The sequence below is a fragment of the Microtetraspora niveoalba genome, from assembly GCF_001570405.1.
GTDB classification, from domain to species: domain Bacteria; phylum Actinomycetota; class Actinomycetes; order Streptosporangiales; family Streptosporangiaceae; genus Microtetraspora; species Microtetraspora niveoalba.
Window position 1 is genome coordinate 47,624 of the sequence record NZ_BBYM01000043.1, and the last position, 13,691, is coordinate 61,314.

General features: G+C 69.7%; 16 protein-coding genes. 10 read left to right on the forward strand and 6 right to left on the reverse strand.

Annotated features, from left to right (window positions below; genetic code table 11):
* The first annotated feature begins 5 nt into the window (after window positions 1-5).
* Window positions 6-1,187, forward strand: a complete 1,182-nt coding sequence (locus AWQ70_RS32765) for a zinc-dependent alcohol dehydrogenase (RefSeq protein WP_067185058.1) — start codon at window positions 6-8, stop codon at window positions 1,185-1,187.
* On the opposite strand, the gene AWQ70_RS32770 is transcribed toward AWQ70_RS32765, so the two are convergent.
* Complete coding sequence (locus tag AWQ70_RS32770; RefSeq protein WP_084518066.1) at window positions 1,177-1,959, reverse strand: glycerophosphodiester phosphodiesterase; 783 nt, start codon at window positions 1,957-1,959, stop codon at window positions 1,177-1,179. The two genes, AWQ70_RS32765 and AWQ70_RS32770, sit on opposite strands and share 11 nt — an antisense overlap.
* A 265-nt stretch (window positions 1,960-2,224) precedes the next feature.
* Here AWQ70_RS32770 and AWQ70_RS32775 point away from each other — a divergent pair, with 265 nt between their 5' ends.
* Entirely contained in the window at window positions 2,225-3,106 is an 882-nt protein-coding gene (locus tag AWQ70_RS32775) for a cation diffusion facilitator family transporter (protein WP_245647257.1), read from the forward strand.
* 37 nt (window positions 3,107-3,143) lie between these two features.
* On the opposite strand, the gene AWQ70_RS32780 is transcribed toward AWQ70_RS32775, so the two are convergent.
* Window positions 3,144-3,395 carry a hypothetical protein gene (locus tag AWQ70_RS32780; RefSeq protein WP_067185067.1) on the reverse strand — a complete coding sequence of 84 codons (252 nt, stop codon included), beginning with the start codon at window positions 3,393-3,395 and terminating at the stop codon, window positions 3,144-3,146.
* Between the two features lie 195 nt (window positions 3,396-3,590).
* On the opposite strand from AWQ70_RS32780, the gene AWQ70_RS32785 reads away from it, so the two are divergent.
* Window positions 3,591-4,220, forward strand: a complete 630-nt coding sequence (locus AWQ70_RS32785) for a hypothetical protein (protein ID WP_067185070.1) — start codon at window positions 3,591-3,593, stop codon at window positions 4,218-4,220.
* On the opposite strand, the gene AWQ70_RS32790 is transcribed toward AWQ70_RS32785, so the two are convergent.
* A complete protein-coding gene (locus AWQ70_RS32790; RefSeq protein WP_067185074.1) occupies window positions 4,217-5,269 on the reverse strand; it encodes a polysaccharide deacetylase family protein in 1,053 nt (350 codons plus the stop codon). The two genes, AWQ70_RS32785 and AWQ70_RS32790, sit on opposite strands and share 4 nt — an antisense overlap.
* A 246-nt stretch (window positions 5,270-5,515) precedes the next feature.
* On the opposite strand from AWQ70_RS32790, the gene AWQ70_RS32795 reads away from it, so the two are divergent.
* Both AWQ70_RS32795 and AWQ70_RS32800 read left to right on the forward strand, forming a co-directional pair.
* The gene (locus AWQ70_RS32795; RefSeq protein WP_067185128.1) at window positions 5,516-6,328 is read left to right on the forward strand and encodes an SAM-dependent methyltransferase; all 813 of its coding nucleotides are present in this window, start codon (window positions 5,516-5,518) and stop codon (window positions 6,326-6,328) included.
* A gap of 66 nt (window positions 6,329-6,394) precedes the next feature.
* Window positions 6,395-7,078 (forward strand): hypothetical protein, encoded by a 684-nt coding sequence (locus AWQ70_RS32800; protein WP_067185077.1) that lies wholly within the window; start codon window positions 6,395-6,397, stop codon window positions 7,076-7,078.
* A 62-nt stretch (window positions 7,079-7,140) separates the two neighbouring features.
* Here AWQ70_RS32800 and AWQ70_RS32805 read toward each other — a convergent pair whose 3' ends face one another.
* Window positions 7,141-7,677 carry an NUDIX hydrolase family protein gene (locus AWQ70_RS32805; RefSeq protein ID WP_218004743.1) on the reverse strand — a complete coding sequence of 179 codons (537 nt, stop codon included), beginning with the start codon at window positions 7,675-7,677 and terminating at the stop codon, window positions 7,141-7,143.
* A 170-nt stretch (window positions 7,678-7,847) separates the two neighbouring features.
* Between AWQ70_RS32805 and AWQ70_RS32810 the strand changes: the two genes are divergently transcribed.
* From AWQ70_RS32810 to AWQ70_RS32825, 4 genes are all read left to right on the forward strand, one after another.
* Entirely contained in the window at window positions 7,848-8,360 is a 513-nt protein-coding gene (locus AWQ70_RS32810) for an RNA polymerase sigma factor (RefSeq protein WP_067185081.1), read from the forward strand.
* Window positions 8,357-9,319 (forward strand): hypothetical protein, encoded by a 963-nt coding sequence (locus tag AWQ70_RS32815; RefSeq protein ID WP_067185083.1) that lies wholly within the window; start codon window positions 8,357-8,359, stop codon window positions 9,317-9,319. The genes AWQ70_RS32810 and AWQ70_RS32815 overlap by 4 nt, the downstream gene beginning before the upstream one ends.
* A gap of 96 nt (window positions 9,320-9,415) precedes the next feature.
* A complete protein-coding gene (locus AWQ70_RS32820; RefSeq protein WP_067185086.1) occupies window positions 9,416-9,868 on the forward strand; it encodes a pyridoxamine 5'-phosphate oxidase family protein in 453 nt (150 codons plus the stop codon).
* A gap of 71 nt (window positions 9,869-9,939) precedes the next feature.
* Window positions 9,940-10,662 (forward strand): class I SAM-dependent methyltransferase, encoded by a 723-nt coding sequence (locus AWQ70_RS32825; protein ID WP_067185089.1) that lies wholly within the window; start codon window positions 9,940-9,942, stop codon window positions 10,660-10,662.
* Between the two features lie 272 nt (window positions 10,663-10,934).
* On the opposite strand, the gene AWQ70_RS32830 is transcribed toward AWQ70_RS32825, so the two are convergent.
* On the reverse strand, window positions 10,935-12,101 hold the full coding sequence (locus AWQ70_RS32830) for a hypothetical protein (RefSeq protein ID WP_067185091.1): 1,167 nt from the start codon (window positions 12,099-12,101) through the stop codon (window positions 10,935-10,937).
* Window positions 12,102-13,043: 942 nt separating this feature from the next.
* Window positions 13,044-13,226, reverse strand: a complete 183-nt coding sequence (locus tag AWQ70_RS32835) for a hypothetical protein (protein ID WP_157530756.1) — start codon at window positions 13,224-13,226, stop codon at window positions 13,044-13,046.
* Between the two features lie 200 nt (window positions 13,227-13,426).
* Here AWQ70_RS32835 and AWQ70_RS38175 point away from each other — a divergent pair.
* Window positions 13,427-13,691 (forward strand): transposase (locus AWQ70_RS38175; RefSeq protein ID WP_373282411.1); only part of this gene is annotated, 265 nt, incomplete at its 3' end.

Here is a 13,691-nt window from a genome sequence, read left to right on the forward strand (position 1 = left end):
GCCCCATGAAGGCACTCACCTGGCACGGGAAGCGCGACGTACGGGTCGAGGAGGTCTCCGACCCGGCGATCAAGGAATCGACCGACGCGATCATCAAGGTCACGACGAGCGGGATCTGCGGCTCCGACCTGCACCTGTACGAGCTGTTCGGGCCGTTCATGATGGAGGGCGACATCCTCGGCCACGAGTCGATGGGCATCGTCGAGGAGGTCGGCGCCGACGTCAAGAACATCAAGCCCGGCGACCGGGTGGTCATCCCGTTCAACATCTCCTGCGGGCACTGCTTCATGTGCGACCGGCAGCTCTACGCGCAGTGCGAGACGACCCAGGTCCGCGACCACGGGATGGGGGCCGCCCTGTTCGGCTACACCAAGCTGTACGGCGAGGTGCCCGGCGGGCAGGCGGAGTACCTGCGCGTCCCGCAGGCGCACTTCGGCCCGATCAAGGTGCCCGAGGGGCCACCCGACGAGCGGTACGTCTACCTCTCCGACGTGCTGCCCACCGCCTGGCAGGCCGTCGACTGGGCCGACATCCCCGAGGGCGGCAGCGTCGCGGTCTTCGGCCTCGGCCCCATCGGTCAGATGTGCTGCCGCATCGCCCGGCATCTCGGCCACCGGGTCATCGGGGTGGACAGCGTCCCCGAGCGGCTCGCGATGGCCCGCAGGCACGGCGTCGAGACCGTGGACGCGGGCAGCCACACCCACGTCACCGAGGCCGTGCGCGACATGACCGGCGGCCGCGGCCCCGACTCGGTGATCGACGCGGTCGGCATGGAGGCGCACGGGTCGCCGTTCGCCAAGCTCGCCCAGAGCATCACCGGAATGTTGCCGGACCGGGTCGCCGCGCCGCTGATGGAGAACGCGGGCGTCGACCGGCTCTCCGCGCTCCACCACGCGATCGAGACGGTGCGGCGCGGCGGCACCATATCGATCATCGGCGTGTACGGCGGCATGGCCGACCCGATGCCGATGTTGCGGATGTTCGACCGCGGCGTCACGCTGCGGATGGGCCAGGCGCACGTCAAGCGCTGGATCGACACGCTGATGCCGCTGATCAGCGACGACGCGGACCCGCTGGGCGTGATGGACCTGGCGACGCACCGGCTGCCGCTGGACCAGGCGCCGCACGGCTACGAGATCTTCCAGAAGAAGAAGGACGGCGCGATCAAGGTCCTGCTCAACCCGTGACGCACGCCGATCTCGCCCAGTCGAGGTAGGCGGGCGTCCGGTCGGTCACGACACCGTTCACGCCGTACCCGGCCAGGCGCCGCCAGGCGTCCCGGTCGTTGGCGGTCCACGCGTACACGGAGAGGCCGGCCGCGCGGTACTCGCGGACCCGCTCCCGGGTCAGCCGGTCGTACCGTACGCCGACGAAGGAGAGCCCCTCGGCGGCCGAGGGGCTGGGCGCCGACGACGTCAGCAGCCCGCGCGCGGCCGGGAGGGAGCGGGCGGCCCGCAGGGCGGCGCCGGAGAACGACATCAGGCTCGCCCACCGGCGCGCGTCCAGGTCGGTGTAGATGTCGCGCAGGGCGCGCAGGTCCCGCGCGTCCGGCACCTGCTTGAGCTCCACCAGCGCGCGGCCGCCCCGGTCGCGGACCAGCCGCAGCGCGTCCGCGAGGGTCGGGGGCCGCTCGCCTCCGGCGGTGCGCAGCGCGCGGAACCGCGCCAGCGTCATGTCCGCGACCCGTCCCGTCCCCGTGGTCGTACGGTCGACGGTGGCGTCGTGCATCACCACGGGGTGGTGGTCGCGGGTGAAGTGGACGTCCAGCTCGATGCGGTCAGAGCCCGCGTCCAGCGCGTCCGCGAAGGCGGCGAGCGTGTTCTCCGTCCCGTATCCCCGATGGGACACCACCCTGGGGGCGGGACAGGACGACGAGGTGGCCAGATGGGTGCGGCCCGCCGCCGGGTCCAGCATCGTGATCACCAGGAGTGCGGTCCCGAGCGCGTTGGGGAGTGCCATACAACCTATGATGCTCACGTTCAGTAGTCGGTCACTTACATATCGTTGACAACGGCTCGATTATTTCCCCGCTCGCGCGCTACGCTCGCATAACGGACAAAACGAGAGGGACCGGAGGATGGCGGACCACGGCCACGGTCATGGACATGGACAGGTTCACGGTCATGGGCACGGTCACGGTCACGGTCATGGGCACGGTCACGGCGTCAGCGCGACGGCCGACCGGCGCCTCCTGACGGCGGCACTCCTTCTGATCGTCGGGTTCATGGCCGCCGAGGTGGCCGTCGGCGTGGTGGCCGGGTCGCTCGCGCTCGTCACCGACGCCGGGCACATGCTCACCGACGCCATCGCCATCATGCTCGCGCTGGTCGCCATGCGGATCGCCGCGCGTCCGCCCCAGGGCGGGTTCACCTACGGCCTCAAGCGGGCGGAGATCATCTCCGCCCAGATCAACGGCATCACGCTGCTGCTGCTCAGCGCGTACTTCGTCTACGAGGCCGCCCGGCGGCTGATCTCGCCGCCCGAGGTCGAGGGCGTCTACGTCGTCGTCACCGGCCTGGCCGGGATCGCGGTCAACATCGCCGCGACCTGGCTGCTCGCCCGCGCGAACCGGGCCAGTCTCAACGTCGAGGGCGCCTTCCAGCACATACTCAACGACCTCTACGCGTTCATCGCGACCACGGTCGCCGGCCTGATCGTGTGGCTGACCGGATGGGCCCGGGCCGACGCCGTCGCCGCGCTGGTCGTCGCCGGGCTGATGCTGAAAGCGGGCTGGGGCCTGGTCCGCGCGTCCGCGCGGGTGTTCATGGAGGCGGCGCCCGCCGGCGTCAACCCCGCCGAGATCGGACGCAGGACGGCCGCGCTCGACACCGTGGTCGAGGTGCACGACCTGCACGTCTGGGAGGTGACCTCCGGCTATCCCGCGCTGTCCGCGCACATCCTCGTCGCCCCCGGCGCCGACTGCCATGCCGTACGGCTGGCCGCCGAGCGCCTCGTGCGCGAGGAGTACGGCATCGAGCACACGACGCTCCAGGTCGACCACGCCTCGCCCGACGTTTTGGCCATCGGCCGTACGGCGGACACGCATCCCGAGCACTGCGCCGACCCGCATGGACAGGCGCACCTCGGGAAGGGGGCGAGCGAGTGAGCCGTCAGAAGTTCAGGCCGGGCGGGCGAGTGAGCCGTCAGAAGTTCAGGCCGCGGCCCGCACGATAGGGGAGCAGCCAGGCGAACCCGACGTTCCCGAAGTTCACCAGCATGCTGTGCGCGACCTGGGTGCCCATCTCGGAGACCTCCAGCCGGACGACCGCGCCCGACTGCATCCAGCGGGCCACCTCGTCCTCGGTCAGCGGCGGTTTGTGCACCCGCAGCACGAGGTCGTGGAGCTGCCCGACCATCCGGAGATGAAGCTCGCACGTGGGCTCAGTGGTCGCCATCGGCCCGCCCCCATCATGTGTGGCGAGGGGACTGCCGGGTTCACCCGGCAGAGAATCACTTCCCTGTTATGGTTTTTCGTTAGGGCCAGGGAATCGAGGAGCCGCTCTCCCGGAGAGCGGACGAGTGCGCGGACGTCCACTCAGCTTACTCCCTGCGAAAACGCTCCCCCGGTCGCTCTCTGGAGGAGGCCGAAGATGCATGTCCACGACCTTCCGCGAACGCGGCGCGCGCTGCACGGGGTGGCCGAGCTCGTGCTGGCCGGCCCGCAGTACCGGCTGAGCGGCACCATCAGGCTCCGGCCGGTCCCCGGCGGCTTCGCCACGATCACCGCGCCCGAGCTGCGCATCGAGTGCGACACGCTGGTGACGGGCGGCGGCCGCACCCTCCCCCTCCGAGACGTCACGTACGCCGCCCTCGCGGAGGCGGCCGGGGTCCGGCCGGGCGCCCCCGAGGGGTTGTACCGCGACGGGTCCGGCGTCGAGCCCGACGAGCCGGTGGAGGTCGATCCGGTCGCCGCCGAGTACATCGCGGACTGCCTGGCCATCGGCGAGACGGCGCTGCGCCGCCTCGAACCCGAGCTGATCCCCGTACTGTGGCCCGAGCACTTCGACCTGGCCGTCACCAGCGACGAGGTCAACTACGGCGTGTCCCTCGGCGACGACGCGATCGAGCAGCCGTACGCCTACGTGGGCCCCTGGCGGGCCAGGCAGGGCGCGTTCTGGAACATGCCCTTCGGCGCGGCCCGCCCGATCTCCGAGCTGGGAGGCGCCGACGCGGTCACCGCGTTCCTGGAGGAGGGCCGCCGCCAGGCCCACGACTACTAGTACGGCAGTGCGTTGCCGGCGGAGCCCTTCGCCACGAACGGCGCCTTGAACTTCGGGAACGCCACCGTCGCGACGTTGCCGTCCGAGGTGTAGCGCTCGTCCGGGTGGGCCTTGAGCTCGTCCAGCCACGCGGTGGAGCAGAACTTGACGCAGTCGCCCTTCTTGTCCATCGACCGGATCCGCGGGATGCCGACCGGGTCGAACTCCTTGGTGAAGGGCGAGGGCGCGGGGGTGTACCCGGCCAGGAAGACGCCCTGGTAGTCGTACCGCACGCCGTTCCCGGAGCCGTGCAGCGCCCACTTCTTGTCCCGCGGCTGGTTGCCGTACGGCAGGGCCAGCGTGTGGACCTGGACCTTCTTGTCCAGATCGGAGATGAGCTTCTGGCCGGCGGCGATCTGCTCGGTGACCTCCTTCTCCGACTTCCCGAGCAGGTTCAGGTGGTCGCGGGTGTGGTTGCCGATGTCGAACCCGTTGTCGTTCAGCCAGCCGAGGACCTGGGCGCGCTCCTCGGGGGTGAACTTCCCGAACATGTCGCGGATCACGTAGAAGGTGGCGACCGGCCGGAACCCCGGGTGCTTCTTGGACACGTCGAGCAGGATGCCGACCGCGGTGTCCGGCTTGGGGGTGCCCATCTCGTCCAGGGTGAGCTGGGACGGCGAGGAGTCGTCGAAGGTCAGCACGACCGGGTGCGTGCCCGCGGGGATCGCGATCTTTCCTGTGACGTACTCGGCGGCCGTGATCGGTACATAGTTCTCCGAGGCGAGACGCTCCAGCTCGGCCCGGAACTGCGCGGGCGTGCGGTCGTCGGTGCCACCGGGTTTGTCGGTGATCCGGTGATACATGATCACTGGGATCTTGCCCAGCTCGTTCGCTCTCACCTTGGCGGCGGCGGCCATGTTCGCCTTCCGCGTCATTTCGGCGGACGCCGCCGCCGCTTTGGCATTCGGCGTCGCCTTCGCCGCCGTGTTGGTCTCATTGGACTGGCAGGCGGCGAGTGCCACCAGACCTGCACACGCCACCCCGATACGGACAACCCCGAAGCGACCCATGGTCCCTCCAACCGAGTTGTGGAAGATAGGTCACCTGTACCCCGGCGTCTTCCCCGCTTCACCCTGCGTACCGCCATGCTCACATTTCGGATTCCTTTACTCGGAACCCGCGGCTCTCGACAGCACCCGGTCGTACAACTTGACGGCAATGCGGTGAAATGTCGTAATTTGCCCCGCCAGTCGGCATCGATCGTCTAAGTTGATCTCCAAGGCGTGGTCGAGTTCGGCGCCGTTGAGGAGGCAGTGATGGGTGGAGAATCCCGCGAGATCGACAACGAGGTGCTGGCGCGCATCAACACCTCGGTGCCGCACTCGGCTCGGGTCTGGGACTACTGGCTGGGCGGCAAGGACAACTACGCCCCCGACCGCGAGGTCGGCGACGAGATCGTGAAGGTCATGCCCGACCTGCCGGTCAACGCCCGCGCGGAACGCCAGTTCATCGGGCGCGTCGTCCGCCACCTCGCCGGCGAGGCCGGGATCGACCAGTTCCTCGACGTCGGCACCGGCATCCCGTCCGCCGACAACACGCACGAGGTCGCCCAGCGGGTCAACCCCAAGTCCCGCATCGTCTACGTCGACAACGACCCGATCGTGCTGGTCCACGCCCGGGCGCTGCTGCAGAGCACCCCCGACGGCGCCACCGCGTACATCGACGCCGACCTGCGCAAGCCCGAGCCCATCCTGGAGGAGGCGGCGCGCACGCTCGACTTCTCGCGCCCCATCGCGCTGATGCTGATGGGCGTGCTGGAGTTCGTGCCGGACGCCGAGCTCGCGCACGCCGCGGTGGGCACGCTGCGGGACGCCCTGCCCTCCGGCAGCTACATGGCGATCGCGCACAGCGTGCGCAGCGTGTCCATGGACGACGCCGCCGCCAAGTGGAACGCCAGCTCCGCCTCCCCGCTCACCCTGCGTACGCCCGAGCAGTTGGAGGAGTTCTTCACGGGCATGGAGCTGCTGTCGCCCGGCCTGGTGTCGCTGCCCAAGTGGCGCCCCGAGCCGGAGACCGGCTTCCAGGACCGCGACGTGTTCCAGTTCGGCGGCGTCGGGCGCAAGCCGTAGCCGCCGCGCCGCGGCGACCGCGTGGCGACCGCCGAACCGGCGGGTGAGCGTGTACGTGGTAGGGGCATGACACACCGACTGCTCGCCGTCCTGCTGCTGGTCATCGGGACGGTCGCGTTCACGCCTTCGGCCGCGTGCGCCTGCTCCTGCGCCCCGCGCCCTCCATCTGAGCTGATGAAGGGCGCGGCCGCCGTGTTCACCGGAACGGTCGCGGCTGTGCGCCGCGTCGAGGGCGGCGACCCGCTCGGGCCGCCGCCCCCACTCGTCTATACGTTCCGCGCCGACCAGATCTACAAGGGCGCGCCGAGCGCGACGTACGAGGTCGCCACGAACGCCGACAGCGCCGCCTGCGGCGTGAACTTCACGGTCGGCTCGCGCTACCTGGTGTTCGCCTCCGCGGGAGAGAGCGGCCTGTTCGACACCGACCCGGGGGTGTCGCTGCACACCTCCCTGTGCTCCGGGGACGTGATGGTCCGTCCCGGCACCCGCCCGCTCCGCCCGAGGGACGGCGTCGTACGCGACGAGAACGGCCTGAGCGGGGCACGCCTGGACAAGGCACTCCTCACCGCCCTCGGCAAGCCGACGCGGGCGCCGGCGACCACCGCCCCGTCGCCCGCCGTCACGGTCACCCCCGGCGCCACGGACGACAGCCGCGGCTCCGTCGCCGGGATCTACACCGGAGCGGCCGGGGCCGGCGTCGCGCTCGTCTTCGCCGGGTGGCGCCTCTCCCGGCGGCGCGCCCGTTCCTGACCCGCCGCACACCCGCGCGGCCGATCAGCGGAGACGTCCCCGGTCGGCCGCGCTTCTCCGAGTCAGGTCAGACAACCGACGTGGGCGAGGGCCTGCTTCAGCAGGACACCCTGACCGCCCGTCATCTCCTGCTGCACCAACGGCGACGCCGCCTCCTCGGGAGTGAACCAGACGAGGTCCAGGGCGTCCTGCCGGGGCCGGCAGTCGCCCGCGACCGGCACGACGTAGGCCAGCGACACCGCGTGCTGCCGAGGATCGTGGTACGGCGTGATCCCGTGGGTCGGGAAGTACTCCGCGATGGTGAACGGCTGCGGCGAGGCGGGAACCCGCGGCAGCGCGGTCGGGCCGAGGTCCTTCTCCAGATGGCGCATCAGCGCGTCACGCACCCGCTCGTGGTGAAGCACCCTGCCGGACACGAGGGCGCGGCTGACCGTCCCGTCCGATCCGATGCGCAGCAGCAGGCCGACATGCGTGACCACTCCCGTGTCGTCGACACGCACCGGCACGGCGTCGACGTAGAGGATCGGCATCCGCGCACGGGTGGACTCCAGCTCCTCAGGAGAAAGCCAGCCGGGCGCGGTTTCGGTCATTTCGGTCATTACCCGATCGTACTTCCCGCCCTGGTGAGAGGGCGGGAGCAACGGGAAAACCCCGGCGTCCCAGGTGGGCGCGCCGGCCTCCCGGCCCGTCGGGCGTACGACGTCGTGCAACATCCCGGAATGTGCCGGACACAGACCAGGTGTCCGGCACCTTTCGGCTAGGAGAATCTGTGACACATCGAGATCGCTTCGAGGCGATCTACGACGCGTACTACCCGGCGATACACCAGTACGCCGCCCGCCGTACCGGTTCCCCCGACGACACCGCCGACGTCATCTCGGAGACGTTCCTCACCGCCTGGCGGCGGATCGGCGACGTCCCCGAGGGCGAGCGGGCGCTGCTCTGGCTCTACGGCGTGGCCCGGCGCGTGCTGGCCAACCAGAGGCGCGGGGCGGCACGGCGGGCCGTACTCGCCGAGCGGCTTCGCGACGAGCTGGCCGCTGACCGGCCGGCGGCGTCCGTCGATCTGGAACACGTGCGCGCGGCCTTCGACGAGCTGCCCGAGCGGGACCGCGAGGTCCTGGCGCTGGCGTGCTGGGAGGGACTGACCGGCGAGCAGATCGCCAAGGTCGTCGGATGCACGGCCATCGCCGCCCGGACCCGGCTGCACCGGGCGCGCAGACGACTGGCGGCGTCGCTGCGGCGGCAGCCGCGCCCGGCGATCCTGATGGGAGACGCATGAACGACATCGACAAGCTGGTCAAGGCCATCGACCTCGCGCCGTACGCGCCGGCGCAGGGGCCCGGCGCGCGTGAGCTGCGCGCGGCGATCATGGCCGAGGGGCGCGACGCGGACGTTCGTGAGCCTCGTCGCGTCCGCCGGTCCCGCCCTCGGAGGCTGGTCCTGGGCCTCGCCGCCGCGGCGGCGCTCGCCACCGGCGCCGTCCTCGGCCCCGGCCTGCTCCAGGACGGACACGGCGTCTCCGCCGCCTACGCCGTCACCAAGGACGCCGACGGGATCGTCCACATCGAGGTACGCGATTTCCGCGACGCCGCGGGGCTGCAGAAGCGGTTGCGCGATCTCGGGGTCCCCGCCGTCGTCGACTACGTACCGGCGGGAAAGAAGTGCCGGGAGCCGCGAGCGACGCCGGTGGAGAAGATTCCCGACGGCATCTACGACGTGCCCAGGCAGATCCCCGGCGAGCGGGACGGCTGGCGGATGCGGATCGACACCAAACTCTTCACGCCGGGACAGACCTTCGTCTGGACCATCACCGACCTCCCCGAGGGGATGGGCAGCACGAGCACCATCCTCATGAACGACCCGGTGGCGCCCTGCGTGCTCGTGCCGGACGACAGGCCCAAGATGAAGGTCATCGACTCGAAGACCCGCCTGGCGACCACCGAGGGCGGCTCCCTCGCCGGGTTCCGGGTGGACGAGAAGACCGTGGGCGAGGTCCGGCCGGAGATCGAGAAGCGCGGCCTCACGGCCACGTACCTGATCATGGGCATCCCTCCGGGGAACCCGGGCGGCTACGGCGAGCTGCGCAGGCAGGACACACCGGTCGGCGACGACTGGATCGTCTGGGAGGCGGAAGAGGAGAAGGGCGCCTCGGGGAAGGTCATCCTGCTCGTCACCGACAAGCGCTACGACAAGAACCCCGTCTACGGCGGTCCCCGCGACAGCGTGATCACCGATTGACCCCTGCGGCTCCGCGACCCGCCCCGACCGGCGGGCGGGCGGGCGTCGCGGAGCCGCTCGCGTTCTTTTGTCGGCGCCGGATGGCAAACTGCCCGAATGGCGACGTGGGAACAGTTCGAAAGTGAGGCGGGGGAGCTGGCCGCGGCGGTGCGGGCCCGGTTCGAGGCGGCCAAGACCCATGTGCTGGCGACCCTGCGCAAGGACGGCTCGCCTCGGGTGAGCGGGACCGAGGTCGACTTCATGGGGGCCGACCTGTCGTTCGGCTCGATGCTGAACGCGGTCAAGGCCCTGGATCTGAGGCGGGACGGCCGGTGCGCGATCCACGCCCATCCGCACGAGGGCGGCGACGCCAAGGTCGCCGGGGTCGCGATCGAGGTGACCGCCCCCGAGGCCAAGAGCGCGTACACCACCGGCTCCGAGCCGCCGGGCGATTTCCACGCGTTCCGCCTCGATCTGAGCGAGGCCGTGCTCACCGCCGTCGAAGAGGACCACATCGTCATCCGGCTCTGGCGTCCGGGCCGGCCGGTCGAGACGATACGACGCACCTGATCGTCTGCGATCCGGTCGTGGTACAAGAAGTGGCCTGACGGTGTTCCGCGTTTCCACTAGCGTTGCCCGCTATGGCCGACTTCATCTCCCTCCCCTTCTATGACCTGGTCCATGAAAACGGGCACGTGCCGGGCATCCGCGAGAAGCTGCCGCCCATCCTCGCCGGAGTGAAGCGGAGCATCCTGGAGATCGGAGCGGGAACCGGCCTGATCACCACTTCACTGGCCGAATGGACGTCGGCGGAGATCTTCGCCCTGGAGCCCTCGGCCGGCATGCGCGGGGTGTTGCTGTCCCGGCTGACCGCGCGGCCGGAACTGCTCAAGCGGGTCACCGTGCTTCCCTATGACGCGCTGAGCCTCGACCTGGACGAGCCGGTCGAGGCCATGGTGATGATCAACGTGCTGTACGCGCTGGAACCCGGCTATCGCCGGAGACTCTGGCCGGTGCTGGCGGGCCGGTTGGAACCGGGCGGCCTCCTGGTCTTCACCTGGCGCGGCGGCGATGCGCCGGCGCCGCACCCGCTGGAGAAGCTGGACTCGCACCAGGTGGGCCGGCACACGTACTCGGTCTTCGCCGAGATCCTCGAGACGGACGCGGAGGCGTTGAAATGCCGCTACCTCTACCAGGTCACGCAGGGTGACAAGGTGATCGACGAGGAAGAGATCATCGGCCACGCCTACCGTCCGCGATGGGAAACGCTTCAAGGGGAGCTCGTGGGAGCCGGTTTCGTCCAGGCGGACGCCCCCGAAGGGCTTCTCGCGTGGCGGCTCGCCCGAGGCCCTGAATCGCCCTGAAGCCGGGAGACCCCGCTTCCCGCCCGCGGCAGTCGCCAGGCCACTCCATCCATCACGATCGCCGGCATCCCCGAACAGAGCCTCCGGAACCGGGTGCCGCCGCGGGCATCCAGGGGTCCCCGAGCACCGAACGGCGACGATGTACCCATGCGCGGGTACGCGCGCACTTCGCCTGCTGATCAACCCGGAGCCGGAGTGCCCCCGCCGGGGGCTTCTTGTCACCATCAGTCGCCTAGCCACCTCAGACCTCGCCGCGCGACGAGGCCCGGCCCTCAGCTCTCCCGGCTCCTGTAGGTGGCCCGCAGGTCGATCAGCTTCTCCCTGGCCACCTCGTCCAAGGCCCGGCGCTGATCCGGCTCCTCCTCCCAGGTGGCCTCCGCGCACAAGACCCTGGCCGCCTCGTGCGGCTCGGCGTCGCGCACCACATACCAAACGGTGTCGCCACAGCCGCGCCTGTCGTGGTCTCGGCGTAGGACCGTCACGATGCCGGAGACGAGGATCTGCCTGGTCCACGGATTCCTGGCCAGAACCTGCCGATCCACCGTCAGCCCGTCGTCCATGAGCTCGCCGCCGAGCAAGTCGTCCTCCCACCGCCACACGCGGCGGCTGACACCCGCTGGTACATACAGGGCGCCACGGCCTTCGACGGGCACAGAGAACGTCCGGGTGCCGCTGCGGCACAACTCCTTGGCGATGCGCTCGCCGTCGGCGTACTCGCGCAGCCGATCCTTGCCCAGGGCGAGCCCAGACAACGAGCCCCGCCGCGCCTGCTCGGCGTAGTAGCGGTCGATCAGCGGATCCTTGAACCGCCCGGCACGCGCCCGCGGCGGGGTGCAGGAGGCCGGGGTGAGGTCCACGCCGTCCTCGATGTCGACCCCGGCCGCGCGCAGCAACTCGTGAACGATGACGCCCCTGTCCTCGGCCTTGCGGCGCAACTTACGCAGCCAGCCGTCGAAGGTGTCCAGGTTCGGGTCCGCGCGCAGCGACGCCCAGTCCGCCACCGCCGAGACCGGCACCGGCACCTCCCGCCGCGCCGGAGGTTGCACGAGCTGCTCGGGCTCGAGGTCAATGGAGTAGTACAGAACCCCGCGCGCAATGTAGGAGAACGGCGCCGCGTGAGTAATCGGGTCGAAGACATCCCGGATCGGCCAGAACCTCAACAGCCACGCCTCCGCGCACTCACCTGTGGCATGCCCGTCGCCTGGCTCGGGCTCACGCAGGTACATGTCCACGCCGTACTCGAAACGCGGCGGCCCGATCAGGAAGTCATGCCCCCTGCCGTCCATCATCGTCACGATCGCGACCACACCGCTCTCCGCGACGAACGTCGCAGAACTGACCGGCGTCCACGAGGCGTCCGTGGCCCCCGGCTCGGCGTCCCAGGACTCCAGCCGCACGGCCGCGACGAAGTGGAACATCTCGTCGGTGGGGAGCTCCACTCCGGCAGGTCGGTGCCGTCCAGCCCGAACGTGTTGTACTCGACGTAGACCTCGTCGTCGAGCCTCCGCAACAACTGTGCCATGTCAACGCCTTCGCCTCGCTGGTGATCATCCCGGCTTGGCGGAGTATGGCCCACAGCACTGACAATCCGAGCCGCGCCGCACACATCTTGATCGTGAACGCTTGAGGACTACCGGTCCAAGACCCGCCACTGGATCATTCCGCTGCTCGGCCGTCACCGCCTCGACCGGCTCGCCCCGGAGCACCTGGACAAGGCGTATGCCACGATGCTCGAACAGGGCCTCTCCTCCAGCGCGGCAGCACGCGAGCGAGCGCATGGGGGCCGCTCTCTGGGGCGATGACGACTAACTGCAACCCAAACTGCAGCCCTGACGGTCCCAGAGATCGAAAGAGCCCCTCTCGCTGATGTCGCGAGAGGGGCTCTGACCTGCGGAGGCTCGGGGATTTGAACCCCGGATGGGCGGTAAACCCAAACCGCATTAGCAGCTCGGATCTTGCCCGTCCCGATCCGTTCCACCTGGACCAACACGGCTCGGCGGTCCTCTTTGAACAGCCTGGTACGGCGGAGAACTGCAACTAAAACTGCAACTACAGCGGGCTCATGACCTGCGCGGGCGCGCACACTCGCCCTCCGCGCATCCCGTATGCCGTCGACCCACCGCGAAGCGGCAGCGGGCCGGCGACGGAGGGGCAAGCCCGTCCCCGCGTGTACGTTAGCCGGTCGCCGTTCCTCGGAAATTGGACGCCAACGGCCACAGACGGGCTTGAGCCGGAGGAGTCGGTCTGCTGGGCTTGCCTGGGTCGATGGCAGAAGGGATGCGCGGGCTCCTACCTCAGCCGTTTACGGCCCGCGCCCTCCAGCTCCGCGGTATCCCGGAGCCTGAGCGCCCCCGCCGGAGGCGCCTTAACTCAATGGCGGTTCAGTGTCGGCGCCAGATGCGGTGGGTCTCAAGCGCGTCGGAGAGTTTCTGGGCCACTTCGGGTGAGCTGGCGGAGAAGAATCCGCGCTCCAGGATCGTCGCAGGTGCTGGCCCCCTGATCCAGTTGTCCAGGAGTGCATCCCACTCGGTGTCGTGGGCGACGCTGACGGTGAAGTCGTGCATGAGCCACGCCATGTGACGGGCCGCCGCCTCGGTGGTGTTCGATTCCCACTCGGCCAGGTAGGGAGCTAGCCTCGGGCTTTCGCGGTGAATTTCTCCGAGGTTGATCGTTTACATGAGAAAAGCGCCTCTGAACTGGGAGGATCGGGCTTGTCGAGAGTCCTGTCCGCGCCAATTCAGAAGGCACTTTTCACGTGCAGACTATCGGTTCCCAACGCAAGATCGTGGTCTCCGCCGATGGAGCGGGACTCGTCTCCCAAGCCGGTGGGCTTCTCCTGCTGGAGACACTGCGGGTCACCGGCCTGAACAAGGCCCTATCAGCCCAGTTGGAGCGATGGCGGCCACCACGGGCCGTCCACGATCCCGGCAAGGTCATCACCGACCTGGCCATCAGCCTGGCTCTCGGCGGGGACTGCCTGGCCGACATCGCGATACTGCGCTCTCAGCCGGAACTGTTCGGCCATGTAG